This is a genomic window from Pseudomonas sp. RL_105y_Pfl2_101, assembly GCF_963970585.1.
Lineage (GTDB): Bacteria > Pseudomonadota > Gammaproteobacteria > Pseudomonadales > Pseudomonadaceae > Aquipseudomonas.
Genome location: NZ_CAXAPG010000010.1, coordinates 1 through 21,218, shown reverse-complemented (window position 1 = coordinate 21,218; position 21,218 = coordinate 1). Strand labels below are relative to the sequence as shown.

17 protein-coding genes and 1 pseudogene are annotated in these 21,218 nt (G+C 62.0%); 12 read left to right on the top strand and 6 right to left on the bottom strand.

Annotation, left to right across the window (positions count from 1 at the left end):
• Positions 1–330 precede the first annotated feature (330 nt).
• Complete coding sequence (locus AACY31_RS13635) at positions 331–1,182, top strand: urea carboxylase-associated family protein (RefSeq protein WP_339504576.1); 852 nt, start codon at positions 331–333, stop codon at positions 1,180–1,182.
• A gap of 153 nt (positions 1,183–1,335) precedes the next feature.
• Here AACY31_RS13635 and AACY31_RS13630 read toward each other — a convergent pair whose 3' ends face one another.
• Complete coding sequence (locus AACY31_RS13630) at positions 1,336–1,503, bottom strand: DUF2897 family protein (protein ID WP_014337248.1); 168 nt, start codon at positions 1,501–1,503, stop codon at positions 1,336–1,338.
• Between the two features lie 123 nt (positions 1,504–1,626).
• Positions 1,627–2,991, bottom strand: coding sequence for an ethanolamine permease (eat, locus tag AACY31_RS13625; RefSeq protein ID WP_339480189.1), 1,365 nt, complete (start codon positions 2,989–2,991; stop codon positions 1,627–1,629).
• Between the two features lie 404 nt (positions 2,992–3,395).
• Here eat and kdpF point away from each other — a divergent pair, with 404 nt between their 5' ends.
• From kdpF to AACY31_RS13595, 6 genes are all read left to right on the top strand, one after another.
• Positions 3,396–3,485, top strand: a complete 90-nt coding sequence (kdpF, locus tag AACY31_RS13620; protein WP_032833236.1) for a K(+)-transporting ATPase subunit F — start codon at positions 3,396–3,398, stop codon at positions 3,483–3,485.
• Between the two features lie 8 nt (positions 3,486–3,493).
• Positions 3,494–5,188: a potassium-transporting ATPase subunit KdpA gene (kdpA, locus tag AACY31_RS13615; RefSeq protein ID WP_339504574.1), complete on the top strand. Its 1,695-nt coding sequence runs from the start codon at positions 3,494–3,496 to the stop codon at positions 5,186–5,188.
• Between the two features lie 10 nt (positions 5,189–5,198).
• On the top strand, positions 5,199–7,253 hold the full coding sequence (kdpB, locus tag AACY31_RS13610) for a potassium-transporting ATPase subunit KdpB (RefSeq protein WP_339504572.1): 2,055 nt from the start codon (positions 5,199–5,201) through the stop codon (positions 7,251–7,253).
• A 237-nt stretch (positions 7,254–7,490) separates the two neighbouring features.
• Positions 7,491–8,036, top strand: coding sequence for a potassium-transporting ATPase subunit KdpC (gene kdpC, locus AACY31_RS13605; protein WP_339483619.1), 546 nt, complete (start codon positions 7,491–7,493; stop codon positions 8,034–8,036).
• A gap of 206 nt (positions 8,037–8,242) precedes the next feature.
• Positions 8,243–10,894 carry a sensor histidine kinase KdpD gene (locus AACY31_RS13600; RefSeq protein WP_339504570.1) on the top strand — a complete coding sequence of 884 codons (2,652 nt, stop codon included), beginning with the start codon at positions 8,243–8,245 and terminating at the stop codon, positions 10,892–10,894.
• 66 nt (positions 10,895–10,960) lie between these two features.
• A complete protein-coding gene (locus AACY31_RS13595; RefSeq protein ID WP_339483617.1) occupies positions 10,961–11,659 on the top strand; it encodes a response regulator in 699 nt (232 codons plus the stop codon).
• A gap of 217 nt (positions 11,660–11,876) precedes the next feature.
• Here AACY31_RS13595 and AACY31_RS13590 read toward each other — a convergent pair whose 3' ends face one another.
• Positions 11,877–12,914: a patatin-like phospholipase family protein gene (locus AACY31_RS13590; protein ID WP_339504569.1), complete on the bottom strand. Its 1,038-nt coding sequence runs from the start codon at positions 12,912–12,914 to the stop codon at positions 11,877–11,879.
• Positions 12,915–13,121: 207 nt separating this feature from the next.
• On the opposite strand from AACY31_RS13590, the gene AACY31_RS13585 reads away from it, so the two are divergent.
• The 3 genes from AACY31_RS13585 (at position 13,122) to AACY31_RS13575 (ending at position 15,308) form a co-directional block, all read left to right on the top strand.
• Positions 13,122–13,412 carry a hypothetical protein gene (locus AACY31_RS13585; RefSeq protein WP_339483615.1) on the top strand — a complete coding sequence of 97 codons (291 nt, stop codon included), beginning with the start codon at positions 13,122–13,124 and terminating at the stop codon, positions 13,410–13,412.
• Positions 13,413–13,517: 105 nt separating this feature from the next.
• Positions 13,518–14,273, top strand: a complete 756-nt coding sequence (locus AACY31_RS13580) for a CHAD domain-containing protein (protein WP_339483613.1) — start codon at positions 13,518–13,520, stop codon at positions 14,271–14,273.
• A 237-nt stretch (positions 14,274–14,510) separates the two neighbouring features.
• A complete protein-coding gene (locus tag AACY31_RS13575) occupies positions 14,511–15,308 on the top strand; it encodes an acyl-CoA thioesterase (RefSeq protein ID WP_339483612.1) in 798 nt (265 codons plus the stop codon).
• 8 nt (positions 15,309–15,316) lie between these two features.
• Here the strand turns inward: AACY31_RS13575 and AACY31_RS13570 are convergent.
• The 3 genes and pseudogenes from AACY31_RS13570 to AACY31_RS13560 all read right to left on the bottom strand — a co-directional run.
• Positions 15,317–15,535: pseudogene (locus tag AACY31_RS13570) on the bottom strand (terminase); the annotation flags it as partial.
• A gap of 287 nt (positions 15,536–15,822) precedes the next feature.
• The gene (locus AACY31_RS13565; protein ID WP_339504568.1) at positions 15,823–17,304 is read right to left on the bottom strand and encodes a methyl-accepting chemotaxis protein; all 1,482 of its coding nucleotides are present in this window, start codon (positions 17,302–17,304) and stop codon (positions 15,823–15,825) included.
• A gap of 241 nt (positions 17,305–17,545) precedes the next feature.
• Complete coding sequence (locus AACY31_RS13560; RefSeq protein WP_339483610.1) at positions 17,546–18,355, bottom strand: TatD family hydrolase; 810 nt, start codon at positions 18,353–18,355, stop codon at positions 17,546–17,548.
• A 236-nt stretch (positions 18,356–18,591) separates the two neighbouring features.
• Between AACY31_RS13560 and AACY31_RS13555 the strand changes: the two genes are divergently transcribed.
• Together AACY31_RS13555 and AACY31_RS13550 are read left to right on the top strand one after the other, a co-directional pair.
• Positions 18,592–20,013, top strand: a complete 1,422-nt coding sequence (locus tag AACY31_RS13555; RefSeq protein WP_339483609.1) for a transglycosylase SLT domain-containing protein — start codon at positions 18,592–18,594, stop codon at positions 20,011–20,013.
• Between the two features lie 100 nt (positions 20,014–20,113).
• Positions 20,114–20,548, top strand: coding sequence for a DoxX family protein (locus tag AACY31_RS13550; protein ID WP_339483607.1), 435 nt, complete (start codon positions 20,114–20,116; stop codon positions 20,546–20,548).
• Positions 20,549–21,218: the final 670 nt, after the last annotated feature.

The window sequence follows — 21,218 nt, the reverse complement described above, 5'->3', positions numbered from 1 at the left end:
GCTGAGAAAGTGGCGTTCGAAGTGTGGTGCTAGGCCGTGAAGATTAAAGGGGCGGCTGGACGTAAAATTTGAATGGCCGATGCGCACTGACTACTGAACAAGACGTGGACCATGGGCAGTAGAACTTCCCTGTCCACCAGCCGATTAAAGCTATGCACCAGCATCATGGCTGGTCGTTGACAGCGGATCTATTCGTGACTGGCAAATCTATGGCTAGCTGACCAAGAGGGCAAGCGCCTGGCATGCCAAGCGATGAGCCTCTACCTCAACGACTCCGAGCAACTACATTCAAGTTGCTCAATCTCGCCACTGATCAAGGAGTTCATTGTCATGCACAAAAACTACCCAGCCGCCTACCAAGTCAGCAAAGGCTCGGCCCTGCAAGTGGACAAACCCTTCTACGACCGCATCCGCACCCAGCAGGACAAGCGCACCCTGATCGAACAGTTCGAGGTCCCCATCCGCACCGGCCGCGCTTGGCACGTACCTGCCGGTCATGTGTTCCGCGTCACGACCCCCGTGGGCCCGCAGGTGGGGGACTTCAACGTCTGGAATGCCCACGATCCACGGGAGCGTCTGTGGGCGGCGCGCACGCGTCAGCTCCAGGGTGCTCACGTCAGCACCCATGACCGGTTGTGGTCGAACCTGCCGTTTTTGCGGCCGTTGGTGACCATTACCGATGACAGTCTGGCCGGTTATGGCATCGACGAGCATGGTGGACGGTTGCACGATCTGCTGGGTACGCGCTGTGATCCGTACGTGAACAGGATGCTGACCGGCGAGGATTTTCACCATCATTGCCATTCGAACCTGACCCGTGCGGTATTACCCCATGGCCTGACCGAGTTCGATGTGCACGATGTGCTGAATATTTTCCAGTGTACTGGACTCAATCATGACGACATGTACTTCATGAAGGCCTGTCCGGCGCAGAAGGGCGATTACCTGGAGTTTTTTGCCGAGATCGATTTGCTGTGTGCCTTGTCCACTTGCCCCGGTGGTGATCTGTCGCTGGCGATGTGGGGGCCGGATGCGCAGGATCCCCTGAGTGTCTGTCGTCCGTTGGGGGTGGAGATCTATCGGTTGGAGGATTCATTGCTGGCGGGCTGGAGCCAGCCTGAGCGGGCGGCGTACAAGGGGCTGCATGGCTTGCAGATTGCCAAGGCGGATTGGGAAAGGTGATGCAGTAGGCGCTGGCTTTGTAGGAGCTGGCGAAGCCTGCGATCTTTTGATCTTCGCTCCAGACTCAATTGATAGGAGAAAGATCGCAGCCTCGTTGCACTCGACAGCTCCTACAGACCCAGCGGGAGCAAGCTCCCTTGCCACACAAGCAGATCAACGATCCTTGGCTTCCTTCGCATCCATTTCCGCATTGCGTTCGGCAACGCGCTTGCGTTGCTCATCGGTCAACTCGACCTTGTGGGCGGTGTCGCGCAGCATCATCAGGCCACCCACGATCGAGCCGATTGCTACGATCAGAATCAACCAGGCATACCAGGGCATAGGGTTCTCCTTGAGGGGGGGGCGATGGACGGGCGAACGTTTCGCCGATCCATCGCACCTACCACTTATGAGCGAAGGTTGTTCGCAGTGGTTCCATACTACGCCCGTTCGGTTGGCTTCACCTCAAAGCCCGGTCAGCATCGCATCGGCGGGAGCGTCCGCGCGCAGTTGTGCGGTGAGGATGAAGTAGACGAAACCCACCGCCATGAAGCCGAGGAAGATCAGCCCGATCAGCGCGTTGAACCACGCCATCGCCACCAGGCACACCACTGCCAATACCAGGGCGATGCCGGGTACAAGCGGATAGCCCGGCGCGCGAAAGGTGCGCTCCAGGTTGGGTTCGGTTTTACGCAATTTGAACAGGCTGAGCATGCTCATGATGTACATGACGATCGCGCCGAACACGGCCATGGTGATCATGGCGGCGGTCAGGGTCATGCCGCCGAGGTTGATCAGGCCGTCGCTGTAGATCGCCGCGATGCCGATCAGTCCGCCGGCGATGATGGCCCGGTGCGGCGTCTGGAAGCGTGACAGTTTGGCCAGGGAGGCGGGCAGGTAGCCGGCGCGGGCCAGGGCGAAGAACTGGCGCGAGTAGCCAAGGATGATGCCGTGGAAACTCGCCACCAGGCCGAACAAGCCGATCCACACCAGCATGTGCAGCCAGCCGGAGCTTTCGCCGACCACGGTTTTCATGGCTTGGGGCAGGGGATCGTTGATGTTCGACAGGGTGCGCCAGTCGCCGACACCGCCGGCCATGAACATGACGCCCATGGCCAGGAACACCAAAGTCAGGATGCCGCTGATGTAGGCCTTGGGAATCGTGCGTTTCGGGTCCTTGGCTTCTTCGGCGGCCATGGCCGCGCCTTCGATGGCCAGGAAGAACCAGATGGCGAAGGGAATCGCGGCAAACATGCCGGCAATGGCCGGTGCGCCAAACACATCGGAACCGGCCCAGCCGTTCAGGGCAAAATTGCTGAAACTGAACGCCGGGGCCACGACGCCCATGAACACCAGCAGTTCGGCCACCGCCAGGACGCAGACGATCAGCTCGAACGTCGCGGCCAGTTTCACCCCGAGGATGTTCAGGCCCATGAACACGATATAGGCCCCGACCGCCGCGTGTTTCGGGTCCAGGGCCGGGAATTGCACGTTCAGGTAGGCGCCGATGGCCAGGGCGATGGCCGGCGGGGCGAAGACGAATTCGATCAGCGTCGCCAGCCCGGCGATCAACCCGCCTTTTTCGCCGAAGGCTCGACGGCTGTAGGCAAACGGCCCGCCGGCGTGGGGAATGGCGGTGGTCAGCTCGGTGAAACTGAAGATGAAGCAGGTGTACATGGCCGCGACCATGAATGACGTCACCAAAAAGCCCAGCGTTCCGGCCACGCCCCAGCCGTAGCTCCAGCCGAAGTACTCGCCGGAGATCACCAGGCCGACGGCAATGCCCCATAAATGCAGGGCGCCCAGGGTGGGTTTGAGTTGTGTGTTCATCGGTGGCTCCCCTCGATCCATAGCAAAAGCGCTGGGGAGGGGCAGTGCAGTGGGCGTGCCAGTGTGGCGAGGGCGGTCGTAATGGGTGAAATCGTGTCGTATCGGGGATGTTCGCTGCCGGATGGCTGGGTTTTGTGCCCCAGTTGAGGGCGAGGTTGCCTGTTTTGGCGTCATCGCGAGCAGGCTCGCTCCCACAGGAGATCCTCAGTGGGCACGGATTCCGTATTCACAACAGAACCTTTGTGGGAGCGAGCCTGCTCGCGATGACGCCAGTCCAGTCAACCCACAACCCATTCTTTACAGATTCTTTACCCCCCAGCCCCGCTCTCGATCTCGTTCCTTTACAGCCTCCCTGCCGACAATCACTCCCCACACGGCACGACGCCGTACCACGGAGAAATCCTATGAGTGTTCTGGACGGGGTGTCGCTGCTGCTGGCAGGGGCGCTGTTCATTTATTTGCTGGTTGCGCTGTTGCGCGCCGATCGGAACTAGGAGCGGTTATGCACGGTTATGATTTCGGGCTGATCCTCGCCTTTTTCGCCCTGGTGCTGATTCCGGCGCCGTTTCTGGGGCGGTTTTACTACCGAGTGATGGAAGGCCAACGCACCTGGCTTTCGCCGATCCTCGGCCCGGTGGAACTTGGTTGCTATCGCCTGGCCGGTATCGACGCCACGGTTGAGCAGAGCTGGCAGAAATACACCCTGGCCTTGCTTGCGTTCAATCTGGCGGGTTTTTTCTTGCTGTTTGTGATTCTGCTGTTGCAGGGATATCTGCCCCTCAATGCCGAGCAACTGCCCGGCATGGAGTGGACCCAGGCGTTCAACACGGCCGTGAGTTTCACGACCAACACCAACTGGCAGTCCTACAGTGGTGAAGCGTCCCTGAGCTACCTGAGCCAGATGGTCGGCCTGACCGTGCAGAACTTTGTCAGCGCCGCCACCGGCCTGGCCGTACTGGTGGCGCTGTGTCGCGGGATCGGGCGCAAGTCCGCTGCGACGCTGGGTAATTTCTGGGTCGACATGACCCGCGCCACCCTTTATGGATTGTTGCCGCTGTGCCTGCTACTGGCGTTGTTCCTGGTCTGGCAGGGCGTGCCGCAGACCTTTGCGCACTATGTGCACGGGGTCACGCTGCAGGGGGCCGACCAGGTCATTCCGTTGGGGCCGGCCGCCAGCCAGATCGCGATCAAGCAACTGGGTACCAATGGTGGCGGTTTCTTCGGCGTCAACTCGGCGCATCCCTTCGAAAACCCGACGGCCTGGAGCAACCTGTTCGAAGTCGCTTCGATCATCCTGATTCCCGCCGCGTTGGTGTTCACTTTCGGCCATTACGTCAAGGACCTGCGCCAGAGCCGGGCGATCATCGCCTGCATGCTTGCCCTATTCCTGATTGGCGGCGCCACGTCACTGTGGGCCGAATACCAGCCCAACCCGGCCCTGAACAACCCGGCCGTCGAGCAAGCGGCACCGCTGGAAGGCAAGGAGGCGCGCTTCGGCACCACCGCCACGGTGCTGTGGTCGGTGACCACCACGGCGGCCTCCAACGGCTCGGTCAACGGTATGCACGACAGTCTCAACCCACTCAGCGGCATGGTGTCGCTGGTGAACATGATGGTCGGCGAGGTGATCTTCGGCGGCGTCGGGGCCGGGCTCTACGGGATGCTGTTGAACGTGCTGATCGCGGTGTTCCTGGCTGGTTTGATGATCGGTCGCACCCCGGAATACCTGGGCAAGAAGCTGGGCGCCCGGGAGGTGCAACTGTTGGTGGCAACTCTGTTGGTGATGCCTGTCAGCGTGCTGGTGCTGGGGGCGGTCGCCGCAAGCCTGCCCGGGCCGGCCGCAGCGGTGAGCAACCCGGGCGCCCACGGTTTCAGCCAGTTGTTGTACGCCTACACCTCGGCGGGAGCGAACAACGGTTCGGCATTCGCCGGGTTCGGCGCCAACACCCCTTTCCACAACCTGATGCTGGGCCTGGGCATGTTGATCGGCCGGTTCGGCTACATCCTGCCGGTGCTGGCATTGGCCGGCAGCCTGGCCTTGAAGAAAACTGCGCCGATTGGCCAGAACAGCTTTCCCACCCATGGCCCGCTGTTCGTGACGTTGTTGACCGTGACCATCTTGCTGGTGGGGGGCTTGACCTTCCTGCCGAGCCTGGCGCTGGGGCCGATTGCCGAACACTTGAGCATGGGCTTCTGAGGACCTGATGATGAATATGCCGATGAGCAAAACCGTCGCCGCCAAGGCACCGGAACAACCGAAGACCCACCTGTCGGCCCTCTGGCGGCCAGCGTTGGTGCAAGCCTTCATCAAGCTCGATCCACGCCAGTTGCGCCGCGCGCCAGTGATGCTGGTGGTGGAGCTGACTGCGATCCTCACCACTGTGTTGTGCTTCATCCCCGACAACGCCGTGCCGACCTTTGTCGCCGCGCAAATCGCGTTGTGGTTGTGGTTCACGGTGCTGTTCGCCAACTTCGCCGAAGCGTTGGCCGAAGGCCGCGGCAAGGCCCGGGCCGACAGCCTCAAGGCCGGCAGCGAAGGCCTTAACGCACGTCGCCAGACCGCCAGTGGCTTTGAAATCATCCCCGCCACCCGTCTGCGTAAAGGCGATGTGGTGCGTGTCGAGGCCGGCGACATGATCCCCGGCGACGGTGAAGTGATCGAAGGCATCGCCGCGGTCAATGAGGCGGCGATCACCGGCGAATCGGCGCCGGTCATCCGCGAGTCCGGCGGCGATCGCTCGGCCGTCACTGGCAATACACGGCTGGTCTCCGACTGGTTGCTGATACGCATCACCAGCAATCCCGGCGAATCCACCCTGGACCGCATGATCGCCTTGGTTGAAGGCGCCAAGCGCCAGAAAACACCGAACGAGGTGGCGCTGGATATCCTGTTGATCGGCCTGACGCTGATCTTCCTGTTGGTGGTGGTGACGCTGCAACCGTTCGCCCATTTCGCCAACGCCAACCTGCCGCTGGTGTTTCTGGTGGCGCTGCTGGTCACCTTGATTCCCACCACCATCGGCGGCCTGCTGTCGGCCATCGGCATTGCCGGGATGGACCGGTTGGTGCGCCTGAACGTGATCGCCAAATCCGGTCGCGCGGTCGAGGCGGCGGGGGATGTGCATGTGCTGATGCTGGACAAGACCGGCACCATCACCTTTGGCAATCGTCGCTGTACAGCGGTCTATGCCGCCCCCGGTGTGAGTGCCAAGGAACTGGCCGAAGGCGCGCTGTTCGCCTCGTTGGCTGACGACACCGCCGAGGGCAAGTCCATCGTCGAGTACCTGCGAGGTTTGCATCCACAGTCTGAGCCCGGCGTCGAAGCGCTGACGGCGGTGCCGTTCAGTGCTGAAACCCGTTTGTCCGGGGTCGACTATCAGGGCCGTATCTACCGCAAGGGCGCCGTGGACTCGTTGCTGGATTTCATCGGCTTTGCACGCAATGAATTGCCGTCGGCACTGGCGCGGGAGGTCGACAAGATCGCCCAGAGTGGCGGCACGCCGCTGCTGGTGTGCGTGGACGGCAAGCTGCTCGGCGCTATCCACCTCAAGGACGTGGTCAAACCCGGCATTCGCGAGCGCTTTGCCGAGCTGCGCAAGCTGGGGATTCGCACGGTGATGGTCACCGGCGACAATCCGTTGACCGCCGCGGCGATTGCCGCCGAGGCCGGTGTCGACGACGTGCTGGCAGAGGCCACGCCGGAGAAAAAACTGGCGCGTATCCGTCATGAGCAAAATGACGGTCGGCTGGTGGCCATGTGCGGCGACGGTGCCAACGACGCCCCGGCCCTGGCCCAGGCCGATGTCGGCATGGCGATGAACGACGGCACCCAGGCCGCGCGGGAGGCGGCCAACATGGTCGACCTCGACAGCGACCCGACCAAACTGCTGGACGTGGTGCAGATCGGCAAGGAACTGCTGGTGACCCGTGGGGCGCTGACCACCTTTTCCATTGCCAACGACATCGCCAAGTATTTCGCGATCCTGCCGGCGCTGTTCGCTTCGATTTATCCACCGCTCGGCGTGTTGAATGTGATGCACCTGAGCAGCCCCCGGAGCGCGATCTTGTCGGCCATTGTCTTCAACGCCTTGATCATCGTCGTACTGATCCCCCTGGCCCTGCGCGGTGTGCGCGTGCAAGCGGCAAGCGCGGCGGCGCTGTTGCGACGCAATCTGTTGATCTATGGCCTGGGCGGGATCGTCGTGCCGTTCGTGGGGATCAAGGCGATCGATATGTTGCTGACGGCGTTGCACCTGGTTTGAGCCTGACGTGCGGTGAACCATTTTTTGTTGCAGGAAGATTGCACCCGCCGAGCTCTGTAGGAGCTGTGTAGGAGCTGTCGAGTGCAACGAGGCTGCGATCTTTCCCCAGACACTTGAATCCCAAGCGAAAGATCAAGATCAAGATCAAAAGATCGCAGGCTTCGCCAGCTCCTACAGAGCCAGCGGGAGCAAGTTCCTTGCCTGGAAGTTAGCTGTTTCTTATTCGAGGATTTTGAAATGTCCACTCTGATTCGCCCGGCTTTGAGCCTGTTATTTCTGATGGCCCTGATCACCGGTGTCGCGTACCCACTGGTGGTCACCGGCGTGGCGCAAGTCGCCTTTCCCGTCCAGGCCAATGGCAGCCTGATCGTCGATGCGGCCGGCAAGGTCCGTGGCTCGACGCTGATTGCCCAGGATTTCACCGGCGATGCCTGGTTTCATCCACGGCCATCGGCCGGCGCCTTTGCCACGGTCGCCAGCGGCGCCAGCAACTTTTCCCCGAGCAACCCGGCCCTGGCCACGCGGGTGATCGATGACGCCCAAAAACGCCAGGTGCCCGGCCAGGGCCCGGTGCCGCTGGCGTTGCTGACCACCTCCGCCAGCGGGCTGGATCCGCACTTGCCTCCGGCGGCGATTGCCTATCAACTGGCGCGTGTCGCCGCAGCGCGCAACCTGCCGGCCTCGACCTTGCAGCAACTGCTCGATGACAACACTGAGCAACCCCTGGTGGGTCCGCCCGTGGTGAATGTGTTGGCGCTGAACCTGGCCCTGGAAAAACTGTAAAACCTGTGGGAGTGGCGCCTGTGGGGGCGAGGCTTGCTGCAGCAAACCTGTGGGAGCCGGACCTGTGGGAGCAAAGCCTGCTTGCGATCAAGGCGACACGGTTCAACTGATGAGCCGCGTTATCGTTCATCGCGAGCAAGCTTTGCTCCCACAGGTCCGCCTTCGCGCAGGGTGTTTGATCAATATTTGAAAGAGATTTTCACGCCATGAGCGACTCCGGCCGCGCCGATGCATTGTTAGCCAATCTGCCCCGCAATGACCGTGGCCGGCTCAAGGTCTTCCTGGGGGCGGCGCCCGGTGTCGGCAAGACCTACGCCATGCTGCAAGCGGCCCACACCCAACTGCGTCAAGGCGTGAAAGTCGTCGCCGGGGTGGTGGAAACCCACGGTCGTGCCGAAACCGAAGCACTGCTCGGCGGCCTGGTGCAGCAGACCTTGGTGCGCTCGACGTATCGCGGTGTGACGCTCGAGGAAATGGACCTCGACGGCTTGCTCGCCGCCCGGCCGAACCTGGTCCTGGTGGACGAACTGGCCCATAGCAATGCGCCGGGCAGTCGCCATGCCAAACGCTGGCAGGACATTCAGGAACTGCTTGCGGCGGGCATCGATGTCTACACCACCGTCAATGTCCAGCACCTGGAAAGCCTCAACGATCAAGTGCGCGGCATCACCGGTGTGCAGGTGCGCGAGACGTTGCCGGATTGGGTCTTGCAGGAGGCCGATGAACTGCTGCTGATCGATCTGCCATCGCGTGAGCTGTTGGAGCGCCTGCGTGATGGCAAGGTCTACGTGCCGGAACAGGCTCGGGCGGCGATCGATGCGTTCTTCACCCAGACCAACCTGACCGCGTTGCGCGAGCTGGCCATGCAGACCGCCGCTGCCCAGGTCGACAATGACCTGGCCCAGGGTTATCGACAACTGGGCCAGGCCGCGCCCGCGGTGCGCGGACGCCTGCTGGTGGGGGTGGGCGCCGACGTGCAGGCCGAACGTCTGGTGCGCCACGCCAGTCGCGTCGCCCAGCGTCGGCATTTGCCGTGGAGCCTGGTCCACGTAGACAGTGGCGTCGCGCACGATGAGTCGTCGCGACAGTCTCTGCAAAATGCCCAGCAGTTGGCTGAACGTCTCGGCGGTGAAGTGGTGCTGTTGCGGGCCGGCGAAGTCGCCAAGACCTTGATCCAGCACGCCACCGAGCGTCGCGCCACGCTGCTGCTGGTGGGCCAGTCCAGGCCGCGTTTGCGACGGCGGCTGTTGGGCGGTGGCTTGGCTTCACGCTTGCTGCGCGATGCCCGGGGACTGGAAATCAGTGTGCTGGACAGCGATGAACAGCCCCGTGCCACCCGCGTGCGTTCGAGCGCCGTCCAGACCGGGTTCGACTACGTGCTGGCGCTGGCGGCGACCGTGGCGGCCAGCGCGTTGGCCTGGGGTATTTCAGGGTGGCTGGCGCTTCCCAATATCTCCCTGGTGTTCCTGATGGCAGTGTTGCTGGTGGCGGTACGCAGCAGCCTCGGCCCGGCGCTGGCCTGCGCGGCGCTGTCGTTCCTGGCCTATGACTTCCTGTTCATTCCACCGAATTTTTCCTTCACCATCCAGCGCGAAGAAGACGTGCTGACGCTGGTGTTTTTCCTGCTCATGGCAGCCCTGACCGGCAACCTTGCCGCTCGCCAGCGTCGCCAGTTGCAGGCCCTGCGCGACACCCAGCAGGAAACCGGCGAACTGCTCGACCTGTCGCGCAAACTCACTGCCGCCACCGACCGCCAGGCAGTGGTCAGCGCCGCTGCGCAGCAACTCAACGGCCAGCACGACTTGCAGCTTTGCCTGCTCAATCGCGACGGCCAGAGCGATTGGAAGGTCGAGACCGGCGAGCCGTTGACGTTTACCGAAGCCGAACGTGCGGCGGCCGACTGGGCCTGGCAGCACGACCAGCCCGCTGGTGCCGGCACCGGGACGTTGCCGTCTGGGCGCTGGTGGTGGTGGCCGCTGTCGGCGGAAGGCGGACCACTGGGGTTGCTGGGTGTGTGCCCGAACGAAGGCAAGCCGTTGAGCGGCCAGCGTCGGCGTTTGCTGGCGGCCCTCAGTCAACCATTGGCCCAGGCGTTAGCCCGGGCGCAACTGGCCCAGGACCTGGAAGCAGCGCGCCTGCACGGTGAAACCGAGCAACTGCGCAGCGCCTTGCTGGCGTCAGTGTCCCACGATCTGCGCACACCGTTGACGTCCATGCGCGGCAGCATCGACAGCTTGCTGGCGCTGGGGGAGGCGATCCCACTGGCCGATCGTCGCGAACTGCTCGAAGGCACCCGCGATGAAGCCGAGCGGTTGGATCGCTACATCCAGAACCTGCTGGACATGACCCGTCTGGGGCACGGCGCCCTGAAGCTGGCGCGGGACTGGGTGTCGCCGGCCGATATCGTCGGCAGCGCGCTGAACCGCTTGCGGGCGGTGTTGGCGCCCCTGGCGGTCGGCGTCGAGGTGCCTGCTGACCTGCCGTTGCTATATGTCCACGCGGCGCTGATCGAGCAGGCCTTGGTAAACGTGCTGGAAAACGCCGCACGTTTTTCACCGGCCCATGGGCGGCTGCTGCTGAGCGCGGGTACGAGGGACGGCGAAGTGTTTTTCGCCGTGGCCGACGAGGGCCCCGGGATCCCTGAACAAGAGCGAGAGAAAATCTTCGACATGTTCTATACCGCTGCGCGCGGTGATCGGGGCGGGCAGGGCACGGGGTTGGGATTAGCCATCTGCCAGGGCATGGTCGGTGCCCATGGCGGGCGAATCAGCGTGGCCGATGGCCTCGACGGGCGCGGCACCTGCCTCACGTTGCACCTGCCCTTACAGGCACAACCGGGCATGGACGATGAAGCCTGAGCGGCCCTGGGTTACTCTTTCGTCCCACCTGCTTGCCTTTTCACCTGATTGCAACGAACGAGCGCCATGAGCCAGACCGCGACCCTTTTGGTCATCGATGACGAACCGCAGATCCGCAAATTCCTGCGCATCAGCTTGAGCTCCCAAGGCTACAAGGTGCTGGAAGCCGGCACCGGCGCTGAAGGCCTTGCCCAAGCGGCGCTGAACAAACCCGATCTGCTGGTGCTCGACCTGGGCCTGCCGGACATGGACGGCCAACAAGTGTTGCGCGAGTTTCGCCAATGGTCGACGGTGCCGGTGCTGGTGCTCTCGGTGCGGGCCAGCGAAGCGCAGAAGGTCGAGGCGCTGGACAACGGTGCCAACGATTACGTGACCAAGCCGTTCGGCATCCAGGAGTTTCTCGCCCGCATCCGCGCCTTGTTGCGCCAGGCCCCGGCGGGCGAGCCACAGGAAGCCGCGCTGATGTTCGGTCCGTTGACGGTGGACCTGGCGTATCGACGGGTGCTGCTGGACGGCACCGAGGTGGCCCTGACCCGCAAGGAGTACGCGGTACTGGCGCAACTGGCGCGGCACCCGGGGCGGGTCATTACCCAGCAGCAACTGCTCAAGGACATCTGGGGCCCGACCCACACGGAAGACAGCCACTACCTGCGGATCGTGGTCGGCCACCTGCGCCAGAAACTGGCCGACGACCCAACCCGGCCGCGGTTCATTGTGACCGAGGCGGGGGTGGGGTATCGGTTGTTGGGGGAGGGTGCTGTTTAGCCACAAAGTTTCAAGCCAAGCACTGCTATGAGGGGGGAGTCAAACGTCGCCCCGCCCCGTAGGAGCTGCCGAAGGCTGCGATCTTCTAATCTTTCACTTGGGACTCAAGCGTCTGAGGAAAGATCGCAGCCTCGTTGCACTCGTCAGCTCCTACGGCCCAGCGGTGCGGTGCGACGTTTCGCTAAATCCCCTCCCCACAGGAGGCCAGTGATCACATTCAGTTCTGCTCATTCTCATACCGATCCAAGGTATCGCTGGCAATCTCCCGTCCCAACGCGATCAACTCCGGCGCCTTGTAGAACTCGAAGAACCGACACACCCGTTTCGGCACGTTGATCAGCACATCCGGCGGGTAACCGGCGATCTTGTACTGGGCGAGCGAGGTCTGCATCACTTCGAAGCTCTGGTTGATCAAGTCCAGCAACGACGCCGGGCCGACGTTGTCGATGATGAACGAACCGGTGGCGGATTTCGGTGCGCCTTCGTTCTCTGGCGCGGCGGCCGGTTGTTGGCCTTCGGGCTCGGCCGAGCCGATCCACGGGTTGATGTCGGCGGCCTCGGCCTTCAAGGCTTCCTGTTCCAGCAGCAACAACTGCTCGGCCTGCTTGCGGCGAAACGGCAGGCGCGAGCCCAGGGAGCTGACCAGGGTGTCGAAGCGCCGCCGGAACGCGGCGGGACGCTGGATGACCGGTAATTGGTATTGTTTCTGGTTGGTGGCGTTGAGGTTGACCGCGATGATCAGGTCGCAGTGGCTCGACACCACCGGCACGATCGGCAACGGGTTGAGCAGGCCGCCATCGACCAGCATGCGGTTGCCTTGCATCACCGGTGTGAACAGGCTGGGAATCGCCGCCGAGGCGCGCATTGCCTGATGCAGGCAACCTTCCTGGAACCAGATTTCCTGCTGGTTGGTCAGGTCGGTCGCGACGGCGGTGTAGGGGATGCGCAATTGTTCAATGTTGATTTCGCCGACGATCTTGCGGATCTGCCCGAAGACCTTTTCGCCACGGATCGCCCCCAGGCGAAAACTGACGTCTACCAGGCGCAGGACGTCCAGATAATCCAGGCTTTCGATCCAGTTGCGGTACTCCTCGAGCTTGCCCGCCGCATAGATCCCACCCACGACCGCGCCCATGGAACAACCGGCGATGCAGGCAATGTCGTAGCCACGTCGTTCGATTTCTTCGATCACCCCGATATGGGCATAGCCCCGGGCGCCACCCGAGCCCAATACCAATGCGACACGTTTTGTCATGACCCGGCCTCTTGTCGAACAGACTTCAACAATGCACCCATCGACGGCTTGGCTCAATCGTTGTGGCGCACGCGTCGTTATTTGACACGCCGGCGTGGCATTTGCGTATTCTCATCCACACTGAATTTACACGGTCGGGTCTTGGCACTTTTTGCCGGCGTAACCGTCTTACCTGCACGACTGTTTTCCTGACTTGAGGTGTAATCAATGAAAGCCCGGATCCGCCTGCCCTTGGTGGCATCTTTGATGGTTCTGGCCCTGGCCGGTTGCGCAGGCAAAACCGCTTACCGCGACAGTTGCGGCAGCCAGCTCGACAGCGCTTGGCGTGAACTGGACCTGGCCAAGGCCGAAGGTTTTGCCGGCACGGTCAGCTACTCCAAGGCCCTGTCCCTGCTGACGGGCGCCAAGACCCAGCAGCAATTCGAAGCATTCGAAGGCTGCACCAAGAAAGCCGAGAAGGCGCGTTTCTACATCCGCGAGTCCCGCGCCGGACGATAAAGGCAGCGACAAGCAATCATCGGCAAGCTACAAGGGAAGGATGCAAAATCGTTTTCCACTTGTAGCTTGCGGCTTGACGCTCAACGCTGTGTACGGAGTACGTCCATGATTGATCGGCTGGTGGCCCGGATACTGGGCCTGGAAGTCCGCCTGTTGGCCTGTCAGGCCCGTTTGAATGCCCATACCGACAGCGAAGCGCTGCATGACCTGCGCACCACGGTACGCCGTTTGCGCAGCCTGCTGCGTCCATTGCGTGGGTTGCCCGGCGTCGAACAGCTGGAATCGGCTGCTTCGGCGATCGGCACCCTGACCACGCCCTTGCGCGATCGGGAAGTGTTGGCCGCTTACTTGGAGCAGCATGGTCAGGCCGAGGCGGCGCGGCGACGCCAGGTGCAAATGGCCCATGCCTATCCCGCCGTGGCCGCGAGTGTTGAACTGGCGCAGTTGTTGATGATCCTCGATGCCTTCCCGCGCTTCATTCGCGCCGCCCAGCGCGAGGGGCTGCTGAAGGGCTTGCGCAAACGTATCGAAAAGCGCCTGGACAAACAGTGGAAGAAACTCGGCGAAGCCCTGCGCGATCCGGCCCATGACCGCCATCGATTGCGCTTGCTGATCAAGCGCGTGCGTTACGCCATCGAAGCCTACCCTGAGCTTGACCGCCTGCCCGAAGCCGCCATGCCCCGGCTCAAGTCCGCCCAGGCCGCGCTGGGCAACTGGCACGATTGCTGGCAATGGCTGGCCAGGGCCAAGCAAGAAACCGATTTACACGTTTGTGTGCCCACCTGGCACGCCGCGATGGAAAAGGCTGAGGCCAAGTCCGACAGGGTGCTCGACAAGCTGATTGCCAGTTGCTTCAAATAATCCTGACCTCACCCATAATCCCTGTGGGAGCGAGCCTGCTCGCGATAGCGGTGGGTCAGCTTGCAGACTTATCACCTGATCCAGCGCTATCGCGAGCAGGCTCGCTCCCACATAAGATATTTGTGGGATTCAGGCTCGCGGCTTTTCTGTCAGCCTCTTTGGCCGGAATGAGCCCTGTGCCGCCGTCCCGGGCTGGTTAAGATCCCTTCATCTTTTTTCCCTGTTTTCGAGGTCGTCATGCGCTTTTCCGATTTGATCGATGCCGTGCGCCGGCAGCCAGGTGCGGTGACCATCGTGCCTGAGTGGGGCCAGGGGCGGGCCAGCTTTGGCGGGTTGGTGGCGGCGCTGCAATATGAGGCGATGCGTGCCAAAGTGCCGGCGGACCGCCCGGTGCGCTCGCTGGCGATCACCTTTGTCGGCCCGGTCGAGCCCAACGTGCCTGTCAGTTTCGAAGTCGACGTGTTGCGTGAAGGCAAGGCCGTGAGCCAGGTGTTGGGGCGCGCGGTGCAGAACGGCCAGGTGGTAACCGTGGTGCAAGGCAGTTTCGGCGCATCGCGCTCATCCGTGGTGGCGGTGCAGGCCGATCCCGCGCCAGAATTCAAAAGCGTGGAACAATGCCAGGAACTGCCTTACGTCAAGGGCATGACCCCGGAATTCATGCGGCACCTGGCGATGCGCTGGAGCGTTGGCGGCTTGCCGTTCAGCGGCAACAAGTCCCGGAGCATGGGCGGCTGGGTGCGCTTGCGCGGCGATGTGCAGGAGGAGCCGCTGAACGAAAGTCATATCCTGGCCTTGGTGGACGCCTGGCCGCCGGCCTTGTTGCCTCACCTTCCGCAAATGGCCCCGGGCAGCACGCTCACGTGGACCATCGAGTTCGTCCAGCCGTTGCTGGAGCTCACGACGCTGGACTGGTGCAAGTACCTGGCCGAGATCGAACATGCCCAGGACGGCTACGGCCATGTCGCCGCGAAGTTCTGGAGCGCCGATGGCCGCTTGATCGCCCTGAGCCGGCAGACGGTCACTATCTTCGGTTAAGGCTCTACGTGTCCGTGACGCTGCAAGCCGAGTGCCGCGAGCAGGCCGATGGTGCCGATGGCGACATCGCCCAGGCTCAAGCTGAACACGCCCGACACAATCAGCAGAAACGCGATGATGAACAGCGGCACGGCAATCAGGTGCAACACCAGGTGGGTGGGGGGGCGATGATTGTCTGGGTAGACACGCCATTGCCAGGCCGGAAGATTGGGGTGACGCTTGCCCATGATGCTGTTCCTTGAATAAAACCGAATAACCCAAGGATAGGTCCGGGCGGGCGGGGCGGCGAATGGCGGTTGGCTATCGAAGCGATAGGTGGCCATACAGTTTTGCTGTTGTGCAAAGGTGCTTGCTCCCGCTGGCCTCTGTAGGCGCTGCCGAAGGCTGCGATCTTTTGATCTCTCGCTTGAGATTCAAGTGTCTGGGGCAAGATCGCAGCCTCGTTGCACTCGACAGCTCCTACAGCACGGCCCAGCGGGAGTCTGGCCACAGAAGCCCCAGGCAAGCCAGCCTTCTACAGTTTCAACTGCCCAATCGCCTTGCTCAACTCGCCCGCCAACGTCGCCAGTTCATCGCTGGTGGTGGCTGAGTCGACGGTTTGGCGTACGGTGTTCTCAGTCACGTCGCGAATGCTCACCACTGCCCGGTTCATTTCCTCGGCGACGTGGCTTTGCTGTTCGGCCGCGACAGCGATCTGGGTGTTGCTCTCGCGCATTTGCGCCACCGCTGCGGTGATTTGTGCCAACGCGTCGCCGGCCTCGCGGGCCTGTTGCACGCAATCGTCGGCCTTGAGCGAACTCTCCTGCATGAAGTCCACTGCGTCCCGGGTCCCGGCCTGCAGGGCCGAAACCATGGTGGTGATTTCGTCCGTGGAGGTCTGTACCCGCTTGGCCAGGTTGCGCACCTCGTCGGCCACCACGGCAAAGCCCCGGCCCATTTCCCCGGCCCGCGCCGCTTCGATAGCCGCGTTCAGGGCCAGCAGGTTGGTTTGCTCGGCGATGCTGTGGATCACACTGACCACGCCATTGATCTTCTGGCTGTCTTCGGCCAGGCGCTGGATCATTTCGGCGGTCTGCTGCACACCCGAAGACAACCCGGTGATCGACTGTTGCACCCGACCGACCACTTCCTGACCGTTGCCGGCCAGGGTGTCGGCGGTTTTCGACAGGTCGCGGGTGGCGCCGGCATGCTGGGCGATGTGATAAACCGTGGCGGACATTTCGTTGATCGCCGTGGCCGCCTGATCGGTTTCGCTTTGCTGGCCGAGCATGCCATGGCGAACCTCGTTCATGCTCGACGCCAGACGCGCGGCACCACTGTCCAACTGCCGGGCGGTGCTGGCAACGGTGTCGACGACCCGTTGATAACCGGCCTGCATGGCGTTGAACGCCGCCGCCATCTGGCCCACTTCGTCCCTGCAGGCCAGGGGCACGCGGGCGGCCAGGTCGCCGGTTTTTTCCACGTGCAGCATTACGTCTTTGAGCGTATTGAGCTGGCTGAGCAAGAAACGGATCAACAACTGGGATGCGCCCAGCATCGCCAGCATCAACACGAACACGGCCACGGCATATTGGCTGAAGCGTTCACCGAACACTTGGCTCAGGCTCACACCTTGGGCCAACACGGCGAGTTGTTGGCCGTCACCTCGACGGATCACTTGGGCGCCCAGCAGCGGGTCGTCGCCAAACAGCCGCCCGGTGTCGAGTTCGACCCAGCCGTTGGCCTGGGCCAGCGAAGGCAACGGTTGCTCGTTGAGAACGGGGACCTGGTCGCGCTGCAATGCCAGGAGATAGTCGACCTTGGGCAGGGGCGTTCCGGCCGGCCAGGCATCCAGCAGATGTGCCTGGGCCTGGGCGTTCGCCTGGGCCGCGTGGTTGCGCGACTGCTGTTCGAGGTGCACTGCGTAGAGCACCAGCAGCAAGGTGGTGACAAAGGCGACCGCATTGACCGCCCAGAATTTGTATTTCAGCGAGATATTGCTAAGCCAGGCACCCATGGAAGGTCTTCTCTGATAGCGGAAACAACATTGGCAAGGTGCCATTATTTTGCCGCTATTCAGGTGACGGAATTTTGATGTGGGTCAACAGGCAATACCGGTGCCGGGGATTTTGATAGAGACCAACAGGCCACCAGATCCCTGGTGTGGGCTTGCTCGCGAATGCGGTGGATCAGCAATACAGCGGTGACTGCTCCAACGCATTCGCGAGAAAGCCCGCTCCCACAGGGGGGATGCGTGTTTATTCGGAAATGGTGGGCAATCCGAAAAACGCTCGGGCGCACGCGGTGCTGTGGGCTGCCAGGTCATCCTGGGTTTCGCCCCGGTGCAAGGCCACTTCACGCAAGACTTCCGTCAGGTAGGCCGGTTCGTTGCGGCCATTTTTGGGTTTGGGCCGCAGCGTGCGGGGCAGCAGGTACGGCGCGTCGCTTTCGAGCATCAGCCGACCGCGGGGAATTTCGCGCACCAACGGGTGCAGGTGCGTGCCCCGGCGTTCGTCACAGATCCAGCCAGTGATGCCGATGTGCAGGTCCAGGTCGAGGTAGCTGAACAGCGCCTTTTTTTCACCGGTAAAGCAGTGCACCACGGCCGCCGGCAACTGATCGCGAAAATCCCGGAGGATGTCCAGCAAGCGCTGGTCGGCATCGCGTTCATGCAGGAACACCGGCAATTGCAATTGGACCGCCAGGGCGAGGTGTTCCTCAAGGACTTTTTCCTGCTGCGGTCGGGGGGAGAAATCCCGGTTGAAATCCAGCCCGCATTCACCCACCGCGCGCACGCGGCTGTGCATCAGCAGATCCTTGAGGTGCCGGGCGCTATCGGCGGTCCACTCGCTGGCGCTGTGAGGGTGAATACCGGCGGTGGAAAACAATCGCTCGCCAGTGTCATCGAGGCTTTGGCACAGTTCCAGGGCCTGTTCGCTGCCTTCAAGACTGGTGCCGGTCAAGACCAGTTGGCAGACCCCGGACTCATAGGCGCGCTCAAGCACCGCCTGATGTTTGTCGGCGAAACTGGGGTTGGTCAGGTTGACGCCGATATCGATGAGTTGCATGGTGCTACCTCGACCCAAAGGCCGGAAAGCATATCAGAGCTGTGGATTTATAAGAAAAGCCAAGAACTACAACGAGTTGAGGCTGTCTGTTAAGGCCGCGAGACACATCGGGTTGGTATAAAAGCCATCTCTGTGCCAGTCTTTCGCACTTTTTCAGCGCCCCAGGCGCTCTGTTTCTGTGGACTCAGCCTCGTTTTTCAAGGGAGGCGGTTCGCAGTATTCCTTCCGGAGAGTGGATGACACGTCCCCAGGTATTGCTACTGTTGTGTTGTTCGCTGTTGTTGCCAATGCCGGCCGAGGCGCGGCTGCCTGGGCCGGTGCAGGCGGTGGCGCCGGGCACGGTGCGCGACCTGGCGCAAATCCGCAGCAGTCGCGTGTTGAAGGTTTTGGTCAACCAGAGCCGCAACAGTTCCGGTGAAGTCCAGGGCCAACCCATTGGCGTCGAATACCATCGGCTGCGAGCCTTCGAGCAATACCTCAACGGCCACGCCCGGGATGGCCAGGAAATCACCCTCAAGATCATCCCCATGGCCAAGGACCAACTGCTCGGCGCCTTGCAGCGCGGGGAGGGCGACCTCGTGGCGCCGGGTGAATTGCTCGAGCCCAAGGCCGGCCTTGCGGTCAGCGCCAGCGATCCGATCCGTACCGACGTGCCGTTGCTGCTGGTGGGAATCAAGGGCGAGAAGCGTTACACCCGCGTGGAGCAACTTTCCGGCAAGACCCTGGCCCTGCCCAACGGCAGCGCGGCGGGGGACGCCGTGAGCCAGATCAACCAGAAACTGGCGCTGCTCAAACTGCCGCCGGTGAAGGTCGAATGGGTCGATCCCACTCTGGCTGTGGAGGATGTCCTGGAAATGGTCCAGGGCGGGATTTTTCATTTGACCATCGTCGAGCGGCCTATCGCCGAGCGCTGGGGCAAAATCTTGCCCAAGTTGCGTCTGGACCGGCAGGTGCTGATCGGCGAGCCGGGTGATGAGTATTGGTTCGTTCGTCGTGATGCCGCCATGCTGCGGGCGAGCATCGACCGTTTCCTGGTGACCTACAAAGTGCCTTCCAATCAGGACGCGGCATTCCTGCGCATCTATCGGCGTTTGTACCGGGTCCACTATCCGCTGGCCCGAGCCAATCGCAAGCGCCTGGAGAAACTGCGTCCAGTGCTGCAAAAACATGCCGATGCCCAAGGCATGGACTGGCTCAACCTGGCCGCGCTGGCTTTCAAGGAATCAGCCCTGCAACCCAACGCCCGCAGTGGCAAAGGCCCCACCGGCCTGATGCAGATAACCCCCTCGGCGGCTCGGCGGGTCGGAGTCGATAACATCCAGAACCTGGATGCCAATGTGCAGGCTGGCGCCAAGTACCTGGCCCTTATTCGCCGCAAGTTCTTTGCCAGCCCCAAGCTCAACGAGCGTGAGCGCATGGCCTTCGTCCTGGCCGCCTACAACATGGGCCCCGAGCGGGTCCAAGGTATGCGAGCCGAGGCCCGGCGGCGGGGACTGAACCCCAACCAGTGGTTTTTCCAGGTCGAGCGCATTGCCATGGAGCAGGTGGGAATGGGCGCCGTCAGCTACGTTAATAGTGTCAATAAGTACTACTTGGCCTTTGATCGTGAGCGAGAGTCGCTGGAGCCTGGAAATCAGAAGGTCGCCCAGCGAAAATAATCGATAATTTCGATTTTTATCTCGCGGTTTTTGCGCTTTTTGTACAGATTTTTTTGATTAATATGGCGACCAACAACCACACACCTTGGGATGAACCCGCATGAACTCGTTGATCAATAAAGTCTTGTTTACCCGCGCAGGCTACGGCCTGACGGTCCTGCGCGTTGTTGTTGGCATTATTTTCGCCGCCCACGGCTCACAGAAACTCTTCGGCCTATTCGGTGGCTACGGCCTGGCAGGCACGGCGCAGTGGATGGAAAGCATCGGCCTGACCCCGGGCTACGTGATGGCGACACTGGCGGGTGGTACGGAGTTTTTCGCCGGACTGGCGCTGGTCATCGGCCTGCTGGCGCGTCCTGCGGCACTGGGCCTGGCGTTCCTGTCGCTGGTAGCGATTTTCTCTGTGCACATCGGTAACGGCTTGTTCATGGCCAACAACGGTTATGAGTTCGCCTTGGCGTTGCTGGCGGGCAGTATTGCCGTGCTGATCGAAGGGGCGGGCAAGCTGTCGGTCGATCGCGCCATCGCGGGTTGATTGCTCGATTTGAATTCGAGGCCTGTCTTGTACGTAATGCTGTTCACTTAGGAAAAACGGCGCTTCTTTCAGAAATGGGAAGCGCCGTTTTTTTTTGGTTTTGTTGCTTTGGTGTGTATATCCGTTATTTAGGTAACGGCTGCTTATGGTTCCGCTCTTACAGCGGGTCACTTTTGAGAAGCGCAAAAGTAACCAAAACGCTTCTGCCCCACCACTTGGCACCTCGCCTAGGCTCGGTGTGCCCTCACTCCGGCATTGCTCCGTGGGCCGCCGCGAAGGGCCATCCATGGCCCAGCGCGGCTATCCCGGCATCCATGCCGGGATGCCCACTGCGCAATGCCTGCGTTCGGCCAGCGTGGTTAACGGGGCGCCGAGATCAACGTCCACCGCGAGGCGGCCTTAGAGCCGACCTGGTTCTTGGTGGGACCGTGTTTTTCCTGTGGGAGCGGGCTTGCTCGCGGAGGCGGTGTGTCAGTTTGCGGTGATGTTGGATGTGCCGGCCTCATCGCGAGCAAGCTCGCTTGTATGGTAGGACTTGAAGGGAGGAGGAGGGACAAAGCTCGATTCTGACTGTTAGCCGCAGTACAGACCGTGGGAGATTTCACCCCTCCTCCTTTCACCCAAGCGCCGATAAAGAATGCATCTGGCCTAGACCGACGATAGGAACAAG